Raw genomic sequence first — 20,113 nt, 5'->3', positions numbered from 1 at the left:
TTTGCGCCATGATAATTGAAATATTAAAGTCCAAAATTCACCGGGTTAAGGTAACGCAGGCGGAGTTGAATTATGTGGGCAGTATCACTATTGATGAAGACCTGATTGAGGCTGCAAATATCATCCCCAACGAAAAGGTTCAGATAGTGAACAACAATAACGGGGCTCGCTTTGAAACCTATGTTATCAAAGGCGAACGCGGAACGGGTACCGTATGTCTTAACGGCGCTACGGCCCGTCTGGCACAGGTAGGAGATATCGTGATCATCATGTCATACGCATACATGGAGACTGAAGAGGCACGCAGCTACGAACCTATTTTGATATTTCCCGATTCAGATAACAAACTGATTAAGTAAATTAGCGGCGCTTAAGCCGCAATTTACTTAATGAAAACACTTTTTACCATATCTCTTTTTCTTGTTACTGTAACCGGAGTTTTTGCCCAACGCCAAAACGTTTATTTTATCAAAAATAATGGCAAATACGTTGATACGCGTGATAGTGCCGATTATATCCGTGTGGTGCGGGAGCCGGACTCGGCTTCAACGTTATATAATGTTTTTGAATTTTATCCCAGCGGAACTCAAAAACTCATCGGGAAATCTGTAAAGATAGATCCGCCGCAATTTGAAGGGCAATGCGTTACCTACTATACCAATAGCAAAAGGCAATCCGTGATCAGCTATAAAAACGGGGTGAAGGCCGGCGAGGATATGGAATTTTATCCCAATGGCAGGTTATACGCGCAGTTTTCGTATCCCGAAGATAATAAGGACCGTACAGCCGACAGGTCTGGTAATTACCTCATCATCGCCAATAAAGATTCATTAGGAAACGCCCAGGTAACCGATGGGAATGGCTATTTTAAAGGTTACAATAGCAAGTTTGCTTATGTTGAAGAAGAAGGCCCTGTAAAAGGCGGCAAACGCGATGGGCAGTGGAAAGGTGATTTTCAAGACTTCAAGACCACTTTTACTGAAATTTACGATAACGGGGTGTTGGTATCAGCACAGCTACAACTAAAGATGGAAAAGTAAATACCTACCTGAAATCTCGTGAGGTACCTCCGCAATTTAAAGGCGGGCTTGAGCGGTTTGGAAGGTTTTTATCAAATAATATCAAATATCCGGATGATGCGCTTCGCCGCGGGATTGAAGGCACTGTGGTCCTTTCTTTCGTTGTTGAAAAAGATGGAACATTAACAGATATTAAAGTGAGCAAGTCTGTTATCCCTGTTATTGATAATGAAGCTGTGCGGGTGCTCAATAATTCGCCCAAATGGGTTCCTGGAACACAATTTGGCTTCCCGGTTAGGGTTAGGTATAGCGTGCCGGTTTCATTCGCGATGAGCAGGTAAACTTAATTAGCCGGGTTTGATCCTATCCCCAGTGATACTTTCAGACTAATGTCAGTTGTCGCGGCTTTACGCAGGCGGTAAACCATTCTGATGCGTACGCTGGGCTGGCGTACCAGTTCATCTAAAAAATGGGAGTTGTCTAAATCAAGTGTTATGCCGTTTCCCGAGTTTGGCGAAATATCTTTCCGGATAGCTACCATTACCTCATCACTACCGTCGCTTTTACCCATATACACACGTAGTGAAGCAATATTGCCGATATTGTAATCTGAAGGGTCTCTTGATTCCAACCTGGCCGATACGATCCGTACTTCGCTTATTTTACCGGCGTTATTGCCATCTTTGGTAAAATCCTGGTCATAGCTGTTACCTATGCTTAGTGCGGTTTGAGCTTCGTCAACTTTGGCCGATGCCGGAATCACCATAGTGGCCGTATACGGGAAGGTTGATTTAACAACTGATTGCAGCATGGCGCAGCTGCCCAAAAATAAAATAGCCACAAGCAATGGAAAAACAGGCTTCTTTATCATAGTTCCTAAATATATAAAGTATTTGCGGATTGGCGCAATTACAGGTTCAATCGGAATTTTTACAGGCAGGGCTGTAAGTAAATATAGTGAGATTTTACGAAAATAGTAAGCTTATTGTTTTATGAAAAAGTATCCTGAAACTTAAAAGAAGCCGTGAGAGATTGCTGTTATATTAAATCTGAAAAAAAACATAAATCGTGTTTGTTAAAATTCTATCTTTGCACCCCGACGCTGAAGTCGGGATTTCTTGGCTTTCAGCGCATAGGAAAAACCGTTTAAAGGCCTAACAGCCTTTAACTTTTGACTTAGAACTTTTGAATTAAAAAAAAGCCCTATGCCCAAAGACACCTCCATCAAATCCGTTCTGATAATAGGCTCAGGCCCAATCATTATTGGCCAGGCTTGCGAATTTGATTACGCCGGCTCACAAGCCGCCCTTTCCCTTAAAGACGAAGGTATTACCGTTTCCATCATTAACAGCAATCCGGCCACTATTATGACGGATAAAGTTATTGGCGATCACGTATACCTGCTGCCGCTAACCTGCGAAAGCATCGAGAAAATTTTAACCGAGCAACAGATCGACGCTGTATTGCCTACCATGGGTGGCCAAACAGCACTCAATCTTTGTATTGAAGCTGCCGAACGCGGCATCTGGGAAAAATTCGGTGTTAAAATTGTTGGTGTCGATATCGCTGCCATCGAAAAAACAGAGAACCGCGAAGCTTTCCGCCAGTTGATGGTTGACATCGGCGTAGGTGTGGCAAAATCAAAAATTGCCAACTCGTTTCTGGAAGGTAAAGAAGCAGCGCAGGAAATCGGTTTCCCGCTGGTTATCCGCCCAAGTTATACTTTAGGTGGTAAAGGCGCAGGCTTTGTACACAAAAAAGAAGAATTTGATGCCGCTTTAAGCCGTGGCTTGCAGGCATCACCAACTCACGAGGTTTTGGTTGAACAAGCCGTGCTGGGCTGGAAGGAATACGAGCTGGAGTTATTGCGTGACAGTAATGATAACGTGATCATCATCTGCTCTATCGAAAACTTCGACCCGATGGGTATCCACACCGGCGACTCGATCACTGTAGCACCTGCTATGACACTGAGCGACCGCTGCTACCAGGAAATGCGTAACCAGGCTATTAAGATGATGCGCGCCATCGGTAACTTTGCCGGCGGCTGTAACGTGCAGTTTTCGGTTAATCCTGCCGATGAATCGATCATCGCTATTGAAATTAACCCCCGCGTTTCACGCTCATCAGCACTGGCATCAAAAGCAACAGGTTACCCTATCGCTAAAATTGCTGCCAAGCTTGCTATAGGTTACAACCTCGATGAAATCGAAAACCAAATCACCAAAACAACTTCGGCTTACTTTGAGCCTACTTTGGATTACGTGATCGTGAAAATACCTCGCTGGAACTTTGATAAGTTCAAAGGCGCTAACAAAGAGCTTGGCCTGCAGATGAAATCGGTAGGTGAGGTGATGGGCATTGGTCGCAGCTTTATTGAAGCATTGCAAAAAGCTTGTCAGAGTTTGGAAATCGGTCGCGCCGGCTTAGGTGCCGACGGTCGCCAGAGCCGCAACCTTGAAGAGATCATGCACAGCCTGGAGCATCCAAGCTGGGACAGGTTATTCCACATCTATGACGCTATGAGCCTGGGTGTGCCAATCGAGTCTATCCGCAAGGCAACCAAGATTGACCGCTGGTTCCTGAACCAGATCCAGGACCTGATCAACCTTGAAGCTGAGCTGCGCCGCTACAGCCTAAATAATATCCCTGAAGAGTTTTTCTTCACCCTTAAACAAAAAGGATTTTCAGACGTACAAATAGCCCACATTTTGGGCAACGTAACCGAGGAAGATGTTTACCAGCGCCGCAAAGCGCTGGGCATGACCCGCGTTTACAAGATGGTTGATACTTGCGCTGCCGAGTTCCCTGCAAAAACACCGTATTATTACTCAACTTACGAAGGTGAGAACGAATCGGTATCATCCGACAGGAAAAAGATCATTGTATTAGGCTCGGGCCCTAACCGCATAGGTCAGGGTATTGAGTTTGATTACAGCTGTGTGCACGGTCTGCTTGCTGCTAAAGAGGCCGGTTTTGAGGCCATCATGGTTAACTGTAACCCTGAAACGGTATCGACCGACTTTAACATGGCCGATAAGCTATACTTTGAGCCGGTTTATTGGGAGCATGTACGTGAGATCATCGAGCTTGAAAAACCTTATGGTGTAATTGTTCAGCTGGGCGGTCAAACCGCGCTTAAAATGGCCGAAAAGATGCACGAGCATGGTATCCGCATCATTGGTACTTCATTCAATGATATGGACATTGCCGAAGACCGCGGCCGTTTCTCTGACCTGTTGAAAGAGCTTGAAATACCATACCCTAAATACGGTGTTGCTGAAAGTGCTGAAGAAGCACTTGAAGTAGCCCACAAAGTTGGCTACCCTGTACTGGTAAGACCAAGCTACGTATTAGGTGGCCAGGGGATGAGCATCGTGATTAACGATGAAGACCTGGAGAAAGCAGTAGTAAGCCTGTTGCGTAACCTACCGGGCAACCGCGTACTGATTGACCACTTCCTTGACCGTGCCGCTGAGGCCGAGTCTGACTCCATCAGCGATGGTGAGGATGTTCACATTGTAGGTATGATGGAGCACATTGAACCAGCAGGTATCCACTCAGGCGACTCATACGCAGTACTGCCTCCGTTTGATCTGTCAGACAATGTGATCAGCCAGATTGAAGAATATACTAAAAAGATTGCCAAAGCTCTTAACGTGCGCGGCTTGCTTAATATCCAGTTTGCTGTAAAGGATGATAAAGTTTATGTGATAGAGGCTAACCCGCGTGCTTCACGTACTGTGCCTTTCATTGCCAAAGCTTATGACGTACCTTACATCAACATTGCTGCTAAAGTAATGCTCGGCGTAAATAAACTGAGCGACTTTACCATCGAGCGCAAACTATGGGGGTATGCGATCAAAGAACCGGTATTCTCGCACGATAAATTCCCGGAAGTTACTAAAGAGCTTGGTCCGGAAATGAAATCGACTGGTGAGGCTATCCGCTTCATCCCTAACCTGCAAGATCCATACTTCAGGAATTTGTACAAAGAGAAATCGATGTATTTGAGCAGATAATTAAAACATTAAATTGCAGCCTTTGTAGTTTAATTGCTAATAACGTGAACCTGCAACCCTAATTGCAGGTTCACTATTGTTGTACTTAGTTACTATAGATTGAAAGTTAACCCGGCTAATGGTCAGGAAATCAACTTAAGAAATGTTGATCCTGAAGATATGGATGGTGTTTTAGTGAAAATTGAAAAATCATTTAACATCAGTTTAAACGATACATCTGTAAATGATGTGCAAAACTTTGGTAAACTTTGCGACGTTGTAGTTGAAAAGGTAAAGAAAACAAATGATGGCTGTACCACACAGCAGGCATTTTACAAACTCCGTAATGCCATTAATGCATCAGCAGGCCATGATAAGGATATCATAAAGCCCCAAACCAAACTTGTTGACCTTTTTCCGCGCGATAGCCGTATTGAGGCTGTGGCTGCCATTGAAGAGGAGATGGGTTTCCAGATCAGCTTGCTTCAACCCAAGCAGTGGATAGTAAACCTGTTTTCGATGACATTGGTGGTTAGCTTTGTGTTGGCTTTTTATTACTTAGCTATAGGAGTTACCGGTATGATGATAGCAGGAATAGGCTTGAAACTGGCCGGACGTTTTGGCAAGGAGATGCACGTAAAAACCATCGGCGACCTGGCAGAGAAAATTGCACGTGAGCATTATCTGAAATGCCGCCGTGATGCATCTACAGTGAATAAAAACGAAGTTTCTGAAAAATTAAGGCAGCTCATTGTAACAAACGGATAGATATGATTGTCATGGTTAACGTACATACGTTAACTTTAACGAGACTAATCACATCCTGCTTTGAGAACTACCTTTATCCTGCTTTTTGCCCTGCTGATATGCGGGGCAGTGAAAGTTCATGCCCAGGCAAAAAACGCTATCGGCCTGGGCTTCGGCTTTAACACCTCCCGTGAAAATAGTAACGGCTTTGGCGGCATTTTACAAGGCGAAATTAAGGTAACAAAGGCAGTAAGTGTTACGCCATACTTGGCTACAGAAGTACCCTATTCGGTGCAGGTTGGCCTTTCGGGTAGGTATTATCTCAGTAAAATGATCTATTCATCAGCTGGTGCTTTTGGCTACTACGATGCCGATTATAGCGGTTTTGGTGCTACCGGTGGTGCTGGTTTTATCCCGTTATCGGGGCATCATCAAACGCTCGACCTTAATTTACATGCTGATTACTTGAAAAAAGGATACCGGACTACCATCATCGGCATCAGGCTTATTTATAGCTTCTCCTTTACCAGGCTTGATTAGTCTTATTTATCTATCAATAGTCCTTTTACTTCAAAACTGATCCTTCGGCTTGGGCTGGTGTTTACCTTATGTTGTTTTTTGCCGTTAACTGTATCGCCGGCCATATGCTGCAGATCGTCGGCAATGAATTGTTTGGCTGCTACCCCTGAAATTATTACGGTACGGCCCGCCACTTGCCGGGGCAGGTTTACGCCCGCATTAGTAAAGTGGGCTGCAATAACCCGCTTGTTACCTGCATCCATTTCAAACCAGCCGCCTTTTTCTTTAATTACTTTAATCACCTTACCGCTAATGGCGGTGGTGATGCGTGTTTTGTTCCCTATAAAAGCTTCCAGCTTCGATGCATGCATTAATGTTATGGTATCGGGCTTTTCTCCAAATACCATTCCGTGCGGCAACGGCACATGTTTTTGTGCGATAGCCATATTGGCTATTAAAATGGATATAAACAGCGTTATTAGTTTCATGCTGAATTAATAACATCCCGCTGCCTAAAATGTTGCTGGGTTTTTGATTGATTTATGGTCGGTCAAAAAAGTAATTAGCCTGTATTTGCAGGGCAGAATGATCCTTTGGTAAGTAATAAGTATGTTAATATTTGTTAAAATGTTACTTTAAAGTAATTTGCTACGTATTGATGAGTTAATTTTGCTTACTTTACTATATATAACTTTTAAACAAACTCGTGAAAAAGAGCTTTACTAAAACAATTTTATTTGCTGCGTTTTTATTTGCCGTTGCTTTAGCAGGCACAAGTTGCAGTAAAAAAGACGCTACAGTGGTAACCGTACCTGATTTAACCACGATGGACGTGGTGACTGCCGAAAGTGGGACAATAGCCTATACTGGTGGTTTATTTAACGGAACTACTGATATAAGCCTGAGCAGCTATGGCATTTGCTACAGCTCAACTAATCAAACCCCTACCACGGGCGACACGAAAACTAAAGATACCGTACTTCAGTATGCCTATACTACAAAAATTACCGGTTTAACCCCAAAAACAACTTATTACGCCCGTGCGTATGCTATAAACAGCGGTGGTACCGGTTACGGCAAAGTTGTTCAGTTTACCACAGGAGATGGTACAACATCAACCGGGGGAACAGTTAGCACGCTTGCGGGTAATGCCACGGCTGATTTTGTTGACGGCTTGGGTGGCGCAGCTCTTTTTGACAGTCCGCAAGGAATAACTGTAGGCGTTGATGGTAATATTTATGTGGCTGATTCATTTAACAGCGCTATACGCAAAGTTACCACGGCAGGAGATGTCAGCACAATTTCGGGTAATGGCGAAATAGGCTATGTTGATGGCCCTATAGTTACCGCCCAGTTTTACGCTCCTCAAAGTTTGGTTACCGATGCATCAGGCAATATTTATGTTGCCGATTATGGCAACAATAATATCCGCAAAATTACTCCGGCAGGTGTTGTAAGTACTTTTGCAGGCAGTGGTGATGCTGGCTATGCAGATGGAACAGGCACAAAGGCGACGTTCAACAGCCCACGCGGTTTGGCAATTGACGGCTCCGGGAATATTTTTGTAGCCGATATGGGCAATAACCTCATCCGTAAAATTACTTCGGCCGGTGTTGTTACCACGTTTGCGGGTAGCAGGGGAGCAAGCTATCTGGATAATGCAACAGCAACCAGCGCAACTTTCAACAAGCCTAATGGTATTGCTATCGATGCTAACAATAATATATATGTAGCCGAAACGCTTAATCATACTATCCGTAAAATTACTCCGGCAGGGGTTGTTACCACTTTTATTGGTGGTAATAAACAAATTACTCTTCTTGGTGGCCCATCGGCTATCGCGTTTGATAAAAACTGGAACCTGTTCATCGCCGATCAAAATGGCAGGATCCTGGAAATTACCAAGGATAAAGTGCTGAAAGTAATTGCCGGTAACGGGACAACCGGTTTCGCTGATGGTGTTGGTACTGCAGGTATATTTAATTCGCCGCAAGGCATTACAGTTGACGCCAGCAACAATGTTTACGTAGCGGACTATTACAACAACCGCATCCGTAAGATCGTACTGCCGTAAGCGGCTAATCTAACAGATATTTTTAGCGCCATAACAGCTTCCAATTTTAGAAGATGTTATGGCGCTGATTTTTTTATAGGGGTTTTTATTTAAGGAGAGGTAAAGTTTGGTAGGTAGGCCTTTGTAATCCTGAGCGACAGCGAAGGATTTTCTTCGATAAGCAGAACTGCCATACTACAGGGCGAAGTATAAGCTTCATTCTTACCCATGACATAATTAAAACAGGGGTCATGCTGAGCCTGTCGAAGCATGGTGGGCAGGCCTCTGCGCGTGACCCTTCGACAGGCTTAGGGTGACAGGTACTCTTTCTCTTTAGTTAATGTCATTTCACCTTCAGAGCCGAACGGATTTAAACACTCAACATGACGTGATGTAGATGTCATTTCAGCTTTAGTTGGGTTCATCGGTTTTTTATTCAACACCACGGTTCTGGAATCCAGACTTACGAAGTTTTTAAAATTTCGTAAGTCTTCAACTCCTTTTTCATTCAATCTGCAGAGTTTCCAAAATCCTAATTCTTCTTAAAATCATAAGCCCCCCGTTCCACAAAATCAGCCACTTTTACGCGTACGCCCGTAACCTCGCCGTTTTGTACAGTAAAGGGAAATATTGCCTTGCCCAGCGTAGGGTCAGAAAAGGTAACGTAAAAGCGGTTGCCGCCAAGTGGTTTTAGCAGGGCATACATTTTAGGATGATGTTCAAAGCGCATCTCAAGGTTACTGCCTTCGCCCTGCGTAACCTCCATACTGCCGTAAAACTCGTTGCTGTATTTGCCGAGATATTTATTGGGTGGCAGCAGCGGTTTGGGATTCAACAATACCGAATCTTTCAGCTTTTTATCTTCGGCCTGTTCGGTTGCTGTATTGGCTTTGTATTGTTTTAAATAGCCTTCGCTATAATTGCGGAAGGGCTGCTTAAAGTAAGCATCTAAAATATCCCAGCGCAGGGCTTCAAAAAGCAGATTTTGATCGGTATTGGTTAGTATAATGATGCCCAGGTTATCCTGGGGGGAAAGCGTTACAGACGACAGATAGCCGTTAACCCCGCCATCATGCATCACCAGCCTGTGGCCCGAATAGTCCTGGATAAACCAACCTAAGCCGTAAAGCTCAAAATTATTTTCGCCGTTCATATGGTGTACGCTGCTCACAATGTCCTGCGGCACACGTGTAGCCTGGATGGCAGCAGAAGGGATCACCTGGCGCTGACCGACCTTTCCATCGTTCAATAAAGCAAGCACCCACTTGCTCATGTCATTTACCGACGAGCTTATAGATCCTGCAGGTGCGATGCCATCTATCTGACAATAAGGGATTGGGGTAAGTCTGCCATCAACAATAGTATGCGGAACGGTGCGGTTTAGGGATGTTGGCAGGTCCTTGCTTAAGGCCAGGGTATTGCCCATGCCCAACGGTGCAAAAATAGCCTCTTTTAAATAGGCTTCCCATGAATGCCCGTTGGTTACCTTCGGAATGATCTCGCCGGCTGTTAAAAACGCCGCGTTGGTATAACCCCAGCGTGTGCGGAATGGATAAGTAGCTTTAAGCTTGCCCAGACGCTGAATTACCTCCTGGCGGGTAAGGTTGGTATTGTAAAAAGTAAAATCGCCCTGAAAGGTTCGGAAGCCAAGGCGGTGGCAAAGGAGGTCGCGAACTATTACCTGGTCGCTTGCGTTCTTGTCGTCCAGTTTAAATTCCGGAATGTATTTGGTTACCTTGTCATCTAACGAGAGTTTTTTGTTTGCCTCCAGCATGGCAAGCGCTGTTGCAGTGAAAGCCTTGGTGTTGCTGCCAATCATGAACAGTGTATTTTCGTCAACTTTGTTCATGAGGCCAAGCTCTTTAATGCCATAACCTTTCATGAGCACCACCTTGTTGTCCTTCACAATACAAACAGCTATGCCGGGCACACGCCAGTTGGTCAAGGCCTTGCTGATATAGAGGTCTAAACTGTCTTTAATGAACTTGCTCCTGTCAGCCCGCTGAGCGTTAACCGATGTGAAAAATAAAATACAGACAGCGAGCAATAGAGGTATTTTTTTCATTACAGAGGACTTTAGATTTCTTTATTGTGCTAATTTAACGCAAAATTTACAGTGACGTTACTTAATAAATAAAAATAACGGCGCTCTATTAATTCAAACTAAATGTATATGAAATTTTACCGTTCGGGATTAATTTTCCTTACCGCGCTACTGTTAATTATCCAGCAAAATACTGCCCGGGCACAACGTGCCGCTGTTAACTGGACAAAAGATGGCTATCAGTATTATCGCATCACTGGTGGGCAGATCATCATGATTGATGCCCGGGATACCTCTAAAAAAACTGTTTTTATCACCAAGGACGAATTGACACCTGCAGGTAAAGCGCCTATCAGTGTTAAAAGGTTTACCGTGAGCGATGATAACAAAAAAGTGCTCATCAACACCAATACCAAAAAAGTATGGCGCTATGATACCCGCGGCGATTACTGGGTTTATGATTCCAACACCAAAAAGCTTTGGCAGTTGGGTAAAAACCTGCCGGCATCATCACTGATGTTCGCCAAGTTTTCGCCTGATGGTACAAAAGCTGCCTACGTAAGTGGGCATAACATTTATATGGAAGACCTTGCCGACGGTTCGTTAAAACAATTAACTACTGATGGGACCCAAAAACTCATTAACGGTACTTTTGACTGGGCCTATGAAGAAGAGTTTGGCTGCCGCGATGGTTTCCGCTGGTCACCGGATAGCAAATCGATAGCATACTGGCAAATAGATGCCAGTAAGATCAAAACCTACCTGATGTTGAACACTACCGATTCGGTTTATCCGTATGTTGTTCCGGTTGAATACCCTGTTGCCGGTGAAGAACCAAGCTCATGCAAAGTAGGGGTTGTTAACACTGCTACAGGCCAAACCACCTGGATCAACGTTCCGGGAGATGCTGTGCAGCATTACATCCCAAATATGGAATGGGCCGATAACTCAAACGAAGTTATTCTTGAACAATTGAACCGCGCGCAAAATGAAAGCCGCGTGTTTATAGGCAATGTATCAAATGGTACAACCCGTATCATCCGCGAAGAGCACAATGATTCGTGGATTGATGTAAAAGACCGTGTAGCAGGCGGCGACGCTGTGGGCTGGGGGTGGATTGAAAAAGGTAAAAGCTTTTTGTGGCTGAGCGAAAAGGACGGCTGGCGTCACCTTTACAAAATAACCCGTGAGGGCAAAGAAACACTGATCACCAAAGGTAATTATGACGTGATAGGTGTTAATATGATTGACGAAGCGTTGGGTTATGTGTACTTCATCGCTTCGCCTGATAATGCTACGCAGAAATATCTTTACAAAATAAAATTAAGCGGCGGCAAAGCCGAGCGTGTTTCGCCGGCAGATGAACCGGGTACACATGGTTATGATATATCGCCTAACGGCAAGGTTGCCCTGCATAATTTTAGTAACAGCTATACCCGTCCGCAAAGCGAAGTGATCAGCCTGCCCGAGCATAAGCATATTGGCGGCACTGTAATAACCGTTGACAAGGATGCTAAAAACAAACCCGAGTTTTTCAAAGTAAAAACTGTTGACGGCATTGAAATGGATGGCTGGATGGTAAAACCAACCAATTTTGATCCGAATAAAAAATATCCGGTACTGTTCACTGTTTATGGCGAACCTGCCTCACAAACGGTAACAGATACCTGGGGTACGGGCCGTAACAGGCTGTATGAGGGCAGCATGGCCGATGATGGGTATATTTACATGTCGGTTGAAGGTCGTGGCGCTCCGGCCCCTAAAGGTGCTGCATGGCGTAAGGCTATCTACAAAAATATCGGTATCATCAACATCCGCGACCAGGCTATGGCTGCTAAAGAGATCATTAAATGGCCTTTTGTCGACTCGACCCGGATAGCGGTACACGGCTGGAGCGGCGGCGGTTCATCAACCCTTAACCTGATGTTCCAGTATGGAGATATTTATAAAACAGGTATCGCGGTAGCAGCAGTAGGTTACCAGCTTACTTATGATAACATTTACCAGGAGCGTTACATGGGCGTGCCTACTGACGATGCCGGTCGTGCTGTGTTTATCAAAGGTTCGCCGGTTACCTATGCTAAAAACCTGAAAGGCAACCTGCTTTATATTCATGGTACAGGCGATGATAACGTGCATTATAAAAATGCCGAGTTGCTGATTGACGAATTAGTTAAATACAACAGGCAGTTTCAGATGATGTCGTATCCTAACCGTACGCATTCCATATCAGAAGGGGAAGGTACAACACAGCATTTGCGTACGCTGTTTACGCAGTACCTGAAAGCTAAATGCCCTCCGGGAGGAAGATAAGCATCATAATAGCAAAAGCCCTCATATAGTTCATTATATGGGGGCTTTTGCTTTTGCCCGGAAAAAGAATATAATGCTGTATCATTATGCTTTTTTTAAGCGTAACCATTGATATGAAACAGATTACGAATTCTGCAAAAGTTTTAGGCTTGTTAGCCATTGTTTTAGTAACGGCGTTTTGGGGTTGCCATAAAGAGACGGTAACAAGTGAGCTGAATGTATCCGGGAAATGGATTATTCCGGCTGCCTATTCAAAGCAGTGGATCCAATATGAGTACGATTTTAAAACCAACCATACATTTGAGGGTACGGTGACCAGCGTTGATTCGGTTTCCAAAAAGCTTATCGGAACATCATCAAAAAGGGTTGGAAAATATAAGATCCAGAATTCGGTGTTAACCTTATATGATATAACTGATTATCAAAACAAAAACAATGCTTTTGGCCCGGTTTCGGAACTGGCAGCTGTCAATAATATTATTGCAGTAACGGCCAACTACAATATGGTTTTGAATGCCAGCGGAAATGTACTTACACTAACATACATATGCGGGCCGGCCGAAGATTGTACCGCGCCACAGGGAGTGAACTATTTTAAACAGTAATTGGTTTATAATTCAGATATTAAAGTAAAAATGCCAGTGGCAAGCGCCACTGGCATTTTTAGTGGGGGGGGAGTTTTAGTAAAGTATCGGCAAATATTAATAGTCCTCGGCATTTAAATGATCTATAAACGAATCCCCGTTTTTTGAAGGTGATTTTGACGGCTCAATTTCAAAATCACTTTTTCGGCCAAGCATGGTAAAGTTTTCGGCTACAATTTCGGTGGTGTACTTTTTAACTCCCTCTTTATCCTCAAAGGAGCGGGTACGTAATTTCCCTTCAATATAAACCAGCTTTCCCTTTGAAAGAAACCTGGCAGCAACTTCGGCCAGTCCGCGCCACATTACAATATTGTGCCACTCGGTTTGTTCAACCTTTTTACCGTCCTTATTAAATGTTTCTGAAGTAGCTAAAGGGAAACTCGTTACAGACACCCCGCCTTCTAAATTTCGTACTTCTGGGTCTTTCCCCAAGTGGCCAACGAGTATTACTTTGTTTATTCCAGACATGCCCTAAATTAACGCAAAATTATTTTACAAATTAAAAATATTTTTTAATAATATAAAAATGATTTTCGGCAATGCTAACTCCGGCAGGTTTTGAACATTAATCTTAACCCAGTTTTCGTGCATTTTTAGCGGCTGATTATCAATTTTTATCAGCCTTACAAAAAGCCGCTGATGGGTCAGGATGTGTTTATGCACCGGCGAAATTTCAATTGCCTCAATATCATTACCAAAAACACTTAAAACCTCAGGTTGTTTCAATAATTCTTTTACGCTTAAAAGTGTATCAGTTTCAGCCATAGGCAAATCAAACATATTGGCCCAGATGTCCTTATCGCCTCTTTTGTTCATTAAGATGGTATCTCCGCTGGTTACCAGGAAATAATTGAAGAAACGTTCGCGAACCTTTACCGTTTTTAATTTCACAGGCAGGGCAGCTACTGCATCGGTATTAAATGCAACGCAACCCGTGCGAACGGGACAAATTCCGCAGCCGGGTTTTTGGGGTTTGCATAGCATGGCGCCAAACTCCATCATGGCCTGATTGTGTAACCCCGGCATTTTCTTATTAAGAAAGTCGTCGGCTACCCGTTGAAATATTTTTTTACCCCCGGTTGAGTTGATGGGGTCATAAATACCCAGGTAGCGGGCTAACACCCGGTAAACGTTGCCATCAACAACGGCCTTGGCTTCATTGGCTGCAAATGAGGCAATAGCAGCAGCCGTATATTCGCCAACGCCTTTTAACTTTATCAATTCATTATAACTATCAGGGAAGCGGCCGTTATGGAGCTCCTGTACCAGCCGGGCGGTTTTGAGCATATTACGCCCCCTTGAGTAGTAACCCAGTCCCTGCCATAGCTTCAGGATCTCATCTTCATGGGCGGCGGCAAAGCTGCTTACGTCAGGATATTTCTCCAGGAAGCGGTAAAAGTAGGGCATGCCCTGTTCTACCCGGGTTTGCTGCAAGATGATCTCGGATAGCCAGATCACATAAGGATCAGTAGTGTTGCGCCAGGGCAGGTCACGTTTATTGTTTAAGTACCATTGTACCAGTTCGTCGGTAAAATTCATCGTTGTAAAAGTAATTAAGAAACAAGAAGGCAGGAAGAGTCAGGAGAGAAGAAATCAAGAGGCAAGAAATCAAGAATCAAGAGGAAGAAGACCGAAGGGGGGGAAGAGCCAGAAAGTAAGAAACTGTGAGAGATCAAATTTTAAAAATAGGGGATAAATATCGGCTGTATACCTGTGAAATGGCAAGCCTTCGCTACGGGCTGGAATGATAGATTTTCACACTTTTTTTCACACTTCTTTACACCGGCAAATTGTCATTTAAGTGGTGATTTATAAGCCTCTCATACTCAAAATTGTAACGAAAATGTAGGTTTTACGCTATTGGCAAAAAAAAACGGATAAATATTTCGCTGTTAACGGATAAAGCAATACTTTTGCAACCCCAAAACAGTTAAGTATTTATAAAATAAAATTAAGTAAATAAGATATGACTAAGGCAGAAATTATAACTGAAATCTCATCAAAGACAGGTATAGAGAAAGTAGACGTGCAGGAAACTGTTGAGGCGTTTTTCAAAGTTGTTAAAAGCTCAATGGTTGGCGGCGAAAATGTTTATGTAAGAGGGTTCGGTAGCTTTGTAGTTAAAAAAAGAGCTAAGAAAACAGCACGTAATATTTCAAAAAATACTGCCATCATTATCCCTGAGCACTTTGTGCCAAGCTTTAAACCGGCTAAAACTTTTGTTGAGAAAGTAAAGTCAGGTAACAAAACCAGCAAAAAATAATTATACGCTATCATGAACAAGAAACAAATAGTCGTTAGTGCAGCCGTAGTTGTTATTATGGGCTATTTGTATTGGTTGCCCGTAAAAGGTTTAGTAAAGCCAAAAGACGATAAAAATGCCAAACCGACAATGGCCGCCACTGCAGGCACCACCAAACCGGTAGCTAATATTACTGTCGATATGGTATCTGCCCCCGCCAAAGCAGCTATTGGGGATGCATTGGCAGCTAAGATAAATGACCTTGAAGCCCAGTTAAAGAAAGCATCAGACGCAGATGTACCCGCTTTGCAAACACAGCTGGCTAAGCACTGGGACGATGTTAACCAGCCTGCACCCGCAGCATTCTACTACCAGGCATTAGCCCGTAAAGAAAATAAGGTGCAAGACTGGATAAGCGCAGGTAACCGCTTTAATGATGCATATAAACTTACACAGGATACTTTATTGCAGCCCGCTTTTGTAAGCAACGCAGCCGAAGCATTTCAAAATGCCCTGAAAATACAACCTGAAAGCCTTGAAGGCAAAACCGGGTTGGGCATAGCTTACGTAAACGGAGCGGCTGGCCCCATGCAGGGCATTGCGCTGCTGCTTGAGGTTGTTAAAAAAGACCCGAACAATTGGAATGCTAACCTTAACTTAGGTATGTTTGCCATGAAATCGGGTCAGTATGAAAAAGCGGTAGGCAGGTTTAAAACACTGCTTGCACAAAAGCAGGAACTGGAACCTACTTTTTATTTAGCCGAAAGCTATAAGCAATTAGGTATGAAAAAGGAAGCTATTGATGCTTACCAGAAATGCAAAGAAATGATGCCTGACCCTGTATTCAGTCAGCGCATTGATGGATATATCAAGGAATTAAATAACTAACACACATTTAAAAATTATTATTATGCCGAGCGGTAAAAAACGTAAAAGACACAAAATGGCTACCCACAAACGCAAAAAACGTTTGAGAAAAAACAGACATAAAAAGAAATAAGCTGCTTTAACCAATGCAGATTTTACCTGCCCCATACCGGGGCGGGTAACTTTTTATTTATTAGTGTTTTTTTACCCACTTATTAACACACGGTTTTTACCGTTATAAGAAATGGAGTAGCAATTGATAAAAGAATTAATTATCGATTCATCCCCCAACGGGGCTACCATTGCATTATTACAGGATAAACAACTCGTAGAGCTTCACAAAGAACAGGTAAGCAACAACTATACAGTTGGCGATATTTACCTGGGCCGCATCAAAAAGATCATGCCCAGCCTAAATGCCGCTTTTGTTGACGTTGGCTATGAGAAGGATGCCTTTTTGCATTATCTTGACCTTGGTCCGCAGGTACAAAGCCTGCTTAAACTGACCAAACAAGTACGTAGCGGGGGATATCAGTCAAAGCTATTGGATGGGTTTAAGCTTGAAGCCGATATCAATAAGGGAGGAAAGATCTCTGAGATATTAACTAAAAATCAGCTTATCCCGGTACAGATAGCCAAAGAACCCATATCAACTAAGGGGCCGCGTTTAAGTTCCGACCTGTCAATAGCAGGCCGGTATGTTGTTTTAGTGCCTTTTTCGGAAGCAATTTCTATTTCGAAAAAGATAAAAAGCAACACCGAGCGTACCCGGCTCCGTAAAGTAGTTGAAAGTATTAAGCCAAAGCATTTTGGCGTTATCATCCGTACAGTTTCCGAAGGTAAAGGGGTTGATGAACTACAGAAAGACCTGCTTGACCTGATCTCAAAATGGGAGCAGTTTATTACCAAGCTGCCTTCTGTTGAGCCTTCAAAAAAGGTATTGGGCGAAATAGGGCGTACATCAACTATCCTCAGGGATATTTTGAACCCCGATTTTCAGCACATTTATACCAATGACAATAGTATGTTCGAAGAGATTCGGTCATACATTCATGAGATCTCGCCTGATATGGAAAGTATAGTCCGCCTGCATAAGCACAAGGAGCCTATATTTGATCACTTTGGGATTGAAAAGCAGATCAAGGGAGCATTTGGTAAAACCGTGAACCTTGCCGGCGGCGCTTACCTGGTAATTGAGCATACTGAAGCCCTGCACGTTATTGACGTAAACAGCGGTAACCGTACAGCCAGTAAAGAAAACCAGGAAGAGAACGCTTACCAGGTAAACAAGGAAGCTGCCAAAGAAATTGCAAGGCAATTACGCCTGCGCGATATGGGCGGCATTGTAGTGATCGATTTTATCGATATGCACAAACCGCAAAACCGTAAGGAGCTTTTTGATTTTCTGCGTGCCGAAATGCAGTACGACCGTGCGAAGCACACCATTTTGCCTCCGAGCAAATTTGGATTGGTGCAGATCACCCGTCAGCGTGTAAGGCCAGAAATGAATATTGTTACCAGCGAGGTTTGCCCTACCTGTAACGGTACAGGCACGATCAGGCCAACCATTTTGCTGATGGACGATATTGAAAACAATTTCAATTACATCCTTACCGAGCAAAACGAAAAAGGTATAACTCTGTGCGTACACCCATATATTGAAGCCTTTATTAAAAAAGGTATCTATAACCGCCAAATGAAGTGGTTTATCAAATATGGCCAGTGGATAAAGGTTAAAAGCAACCCTTCGTACCAAATCACGGAGTTCCATTTCTTCTCATCAAAAGACGAAGAAATTAAACTGTAAAAACTTCAGATGTGCAACTGTTTGAAAAGGGCACAAAATTAAAGATCTTTAAAAAGAGCAGATGTTTGGATGAGCATCTGCTCTTTTTTTGTTTGGGTACGGCGATCAATGAGATACAGCAGATGTACATTGCAAAGTTTTAATATTATTTTTGAGATATGGAGATAGTGGATAAAATAAAAGAGATTTTAGAGCCCAACTTCGATGCACTGACGGTAACGAGATCAGGCCCGGATAGCTTAAACGCTGAAGCCTTTATTATCATAGATGCAAAGCGCCAGGGAAAATCATATAAACGGGTCTTTAGGGGCGCTGAACTTGTACAGTTAAATGCAGAAGGTAAGTTAACGGAAACAATAAAGGCTCTTTGCGCTATAATGCTGACATCAGAAGAGTAGGTTTACTGGTAGATGTTTACCGATAGCGTAATCTCTTCTGCAGACGCCTGCATTAGCCGAAGACTGTTACTACGATGTTTTAGAGAGAATAATAACTGTATTGCGTTTTATCAATATTTTCAAAAAAATGGATATAATTGTCTTCAATTTTGTCCAAAAAAATCAGACTTCTAATATCTCCAAGAATTTGACACTTAAGCTATTTACATCAATTATTGCTAATTTGAATCCATTGACAAAAAACTTTCTAACATAAACAGGTGCGTATATGAAGCCATTTTCGAAAAGATAGGGTCCACCAAAGAGGTAGCCCTGTATAATGTTATTGTTAATCGATAGCGTACCAATTAGGGGGCTCCCTTGCGATATTTCGTGTAGATTCTGATAAACGATGTGTGTGGTATTTATCAATACATCTTCGTTGAAATCATTAGGCATTTGAAAATTATTGTTCATAATTTATTGAAGTATTGTGTTGCCTGTTCCCCAACTGGTGCGAGTGTGCAGTCTAAGTAAAGAGCGCGGCGTAGTCGTGATGTCCACGGATAGAAACTATTTGAAAACCCAAGTTCATTTTTTATTTCTTCCGGATATAAATGTGTTTGATGTGGTGATTTTTACCGCTTTCACGCTCATCTACTTCAAATTGCCTCATGCTTTTTATAAAAGGCAGCATTTTAAGAAAACCGTAATTTCGGGGGTCAAAATCGGGTTTCTTTTTAAGCATCAGATCACCTAAATTACCCAGATAGGCCCACCCACTGTCATCTGCTAAATCAGCAATGCTGGTAACAATTAGTTTAATGATCTCCGGATCAATATTACTTAACGGCTTATCTTCAGCCTTGTTAGTCTTTTTTGATGTGGATTTAGGTTCATCTTCAATTTGTTCAACGATTTCCTTTTTAAGGATTTCGATATAAATAAATTTATCACAGGCCGTTATAAAAGGGTTCAGGGTTTTCTTTTCGCCAATTCCGATCACTTTCATCCCTGCTTCACGCAAACGTGTCGCCAGCCTTGTGAAATCGCTGTCGCTTGACACAATGCAAAACCCATCCACTTTTCCGGTATACAAGATATCCATTGCATCAATAATAAGCGCGCTATCAGATGCATTTTTCCCTATAGAATAACTGTATTGCTGAATGGGTGTAATAGCATTTTCTAACAAAACGTTCTTCCATCCCGAAACCGTAGGTTTTGTCCAATCCGCATAGATCCTTTTAAAAGTAGGCGTACCATACTTTGCAATTTCCTCAAACATCTCTTTCACATTGGCATAAGGCACATTATCCGCGTCAATAAGAACGGCTAACTTTAAGTCTTTTTGAGTTTCTATCATATTAAGTTTTAAGCTGAGAGCTTTTCGTGTGCAAAGTATAGCCATGCACCAACGCCGTATTTCCTCTTACCAATCTACCAAAAAATCCCGTACTTTACCCCGTAAAAATAGTTT

The 20,113-nt window shown here is 43.0% G+C and carries 19 protein-coding genes; 13 read left to right on the top strand and 6 right to left on the bottom strand.

Translation table 11 applies throughout. The features are described from left to right. Nucleotides 1–8: 8 nt before the first annotated feature. From panD to AC1DUD_RS21310, 3 genes are read left to right on the top strand one after another with little or no spacing between them, the layout of a single operon-like run. Nucleotides 9–359 carry an aspartate 1-decarboxylase gene (gene panD, locus AC1DUD_RS21320; RefSeq protein WP_477378092.1) on the top strand — a complete coding sequence of 117 codons (351 nt, stop codon included), beginning with the start codon at nt 9–11 and terminating at the stop codon, nt 357–359. A gap of 30 nt (nt 360–389) precedes the next feature. Further along, nucleotides 390–1,040, top strand: a complete 651-nt coding sequence (locus tag AC1DUD_RS21315) for a toxin-antitoxin system YwqK family antitoxin (protein WP_477378090.1) — start codon at nt 390–392, stop codon at nt 1,038–1,040. Then, the gene (locus tag AC1DUD_RS21310) at nt 1,007–1,360 is read left to right on the top strand and encodes an energy transducer TonB (RefSeq protein ID WP_477378112.1); all 354 of its coding nucleotides are present in this window, start codon (nt 1,007–1,009) and stop codon (nt 1,358–1,360) included. The genes AC1DUD_RS21315 and AC1DUD_RS21310 overlap by 34 nt, the downstream gene beginning before the upstream one ends. Nucleotides 1,361–1,362: 2 nt before the next feature. Here AC1DUD_RS21310 and AC1DUD_RS21305 read toward each other — a convergent pair whose 3' ends face one another. After that, entirely contained in the window at nt 1,363–1,890 is a 528-nt protein-coding gene (locus tag AC1DUD_RS21305; RefSeq protein ID WP_477378088.1) for a hypothetical protein, read from the bottom strand. Nucleotides 1,891–2,224: 334 nt separating this feature from the next. On the opposite strand from AC1DUD_RS21305, the gene carB reads away from it, so the two are divergent. The 3 genes from carB to AC1DUD_RS21290 all read left to right on the top strand — a co-directional run bounded on the left by carB (nt 2,225) and on the right by AC1DUD_RS21290 (nt 6,307). Then, on the top strand, nt 2,225–5,041 hold the full coding sequence (gene carB / locus AC1DUD_RS21300) for a carbamoyl-phosphate synthase large subunit (protein ID WP_477378085.1): 2,817 nt from the start codon (nt 2,225–2,227) through the stop codon (nt 5,039–5,041). A gap of 99 nt (nt 5,042–5,140) precedes the next feature. Further along, nucleotides 5,141–5,788 (top strand): hypothetical protein, encoded by a 648-nt coding sequence (locus AC1DUD_RS21295; protein ID WP_477378083.1) that lies wholly within the window; start codon nt 5,141–5,143, stop codon nt 5,786–5,788. 60 nt (nt 5,789–5,848) lie between these two features. Continuing rightward, entirely contained in the window at nt 5,849–6,307 is a 459-nt protein-coding gene (locus AC1DUD_RS21290) for a hypothetical protein (protein ID WP_477378081.1), read from the top strand. A 2-nt stretch (nt 6,308–6,309) separates the two neighbouring features. On the opposite strand, the gene AC1DUD_RS21285 is transcribed toward AC1DUD_RS21290, so the two are convergent. After that, nucleotides 6,310–6,774, bottom strand: coding sequence for a DUF4920 domain-containing protein (locus AC1DUD_RS21285; RefSeq protein ID WP_477378079.1), 465 nt, complete (start codon nt 6,772–6,774; stop codon nt 6,310–6,312). A 218-nt stretch (nt 6,775–6,992) separates the two neighbouring features. Here AC1DUD_RS21285 and AC1DUD_RS21280 point away from each other — a divergent pair, with 218 nt between their 5' ends. Next, nucleotides 6,993–8,360, top strand: a complete 1,368-nt coding sequence (locus tag AC1DUD_RS21280) for an NHL repeat-containing protein (RefSeq protein WP_477378077.1) — start codon at nt 6,993–6,995, stop codon at nt 8,358–8,360. A gap of 511 nt (nt 8,361–8,871) precedes the next feature. Here the strand turns inward: AC1DUD_RS21280 and AC1DUD_RS21275 are convergent. Continuing rightward, nucleotides 8,872–10,404, bottom strand: coding sequence for a serine hydrolase (locus AC1DUD_RS21275; RefSeq protein ID WP_477378075.1), 1,533 nt, complete (start codon nt 10,402–10,404; stop codon nt 8,872–8,874). Nucleotides 10,405–10,506: 102 nt separating this feature from the next. On the opposite strand from AC1DUD_RS21275, the gene AC1DUD_RS21270 reads away from it, so the two are divergent. Together AC1DUD_RS21270 and AC1DUD_RS21265 are read left to right on the top strand one after the other, a co-directional pair. Beyond that, the gene (locus AC1DUD_RS21270) at nt 10,507–12,696 is read left to right on the top strand and encodes a S9 family peptidase (RefSeq protein ID WP_477378074.1); all 2,190 of its coding nucleotides are present in this window, start codon (nt 10,507–10,509) and stop codon (nt 12,694–12,696) included. A 113-nt stretch (nt 12,697–12,809) separates the two neighbouring features. Continuing rightward, on the top strand, nt 12,810–13,301 hold the full coding sequence (locus AC1DUD_RS21265; protein ID WP_477378072.1) for a hypothetical protein: 492 nt from the start codon (nt 12,810–12,812) through the stop codon (nt 13,299–13,301). A 96-nt stretch (nt 13,302–13,397) separates the two neighbouring features. Here AC1DUD_RS21265 and AC1DUD_RS21260 read toward each other — a convergent pair whose 3' ends face one another. Together AC1DUD_RS21260 and mutY are read right to left on the bottom strand one after the other, a co-directional pair. Further along, complete coding sequence (locus AC1DUD_RS21260) at nt 13,398–13,808, bottom strand: single-stranded DNA-binding protein (RefSeq protein ID WP_477378070.1); 411 nt, start codon at nt 13,806–13,808, stop codon at nt 13,398–13,400. A gap of 24 nt (nt 13,809–13,832) precedes the next feature. Further along, the gene (gene mutY / locus AC1DUD_RS21255) at nt 13,833–14,879 is read right to left on the bottom strand and encodes an A/G-specific adenine glycosylase (protein WP_477378068.1); all 1,047 of its coding nucleotides are present in this window, start codon (nt 14,877–14,879) and stop codon (nt 13,833–13,835) included. Nucleotides 14,880–15,306: 427 nt separating this feature from the next. Here mutY and AC1DUD_RS21250 point away from each other — a divergent pair, with 427 nt between their 5' ends. From AC1DUD_RS21250 to AC1DUD_RS21235, 4 genes are all read left to right on the top strand, one after another. Next, nucleotides 15,307–15,603 carry an HU family DNA-binding protein gene (locus tag AC1DUD_RS21250; RefSeq protein ID WP_090534644.1) on the top strand — a complete coding sequence of 99 codons (297 nt, stop codon included), beginning with the start codon at nt 15,307–15,309 and terminating at the stop codon, nt 15,601–15,603. Between the two features lie 12 nt (nt 15,604–15,615). After that, complete coding sequence (locus AC1DUD_RS21245) at nt 15,616–16,470, top strand: tetratricopeptide repeat protein (protein WP_477378065.1); 855 nt, start codon at nt 15,616–15,618, stop codon at nt 16,468–16,470. A 235-nt stretch (nt 16,471–16,705) separates the two neighbouring features. Beyond that, nucleotides 16,706–18,256: an Rne/Rng family ribonuclease gene (locus tag AC1DUD_RS21240; protein WP_377024387.1), complete on the top strand. Its 1,551-nt coding sequence runs from the start codon at nt 16,706–16,708 to the stop codon at nt 18,254–18,256. A 158-nt stretch (nt 18,257–18,414) separates the two neighbouring features. Further along, nucleotides 18,415–18,654: a hypothetical protein gene (locus AC1DUD_RS21235; protein WP_477378062.1), complete on the top strand. Its 240-nt coding sequence runs from the start codon at nt 18,415–18,417 to the stop codon at nt 18,652–18,654. Nucleotides 18,655–19,231: 577 nt separating this feature from the next. Here AC1DUD_RS21235 and AC1DUD_RS21230 read toward each other — a convergent pair. Beyond that, nucleotides 19,232–19,999: an NYN domain-containing protein gene (locus tag AC1DUD_RS21230; RefSeq protein WP_477378060.1), complete on the bottom strand. Its 768-nt coding sequence runs from the start codon at nt 19,997–19,999 to the stop codon at nt 19,232–19,234. Between the last annotated feature and the right edge of the window lie 114 nt (nt 20,000–20,113).

It is taken from the genome of Mucilaginibacter sp. P4_A11, assembly GCF_056402535.1.
The sequence above is the reverse complement of the archived record's forward strand: the minus strand, read 5'-3'. Positions and strand labels throughout refer to the sequence as shown.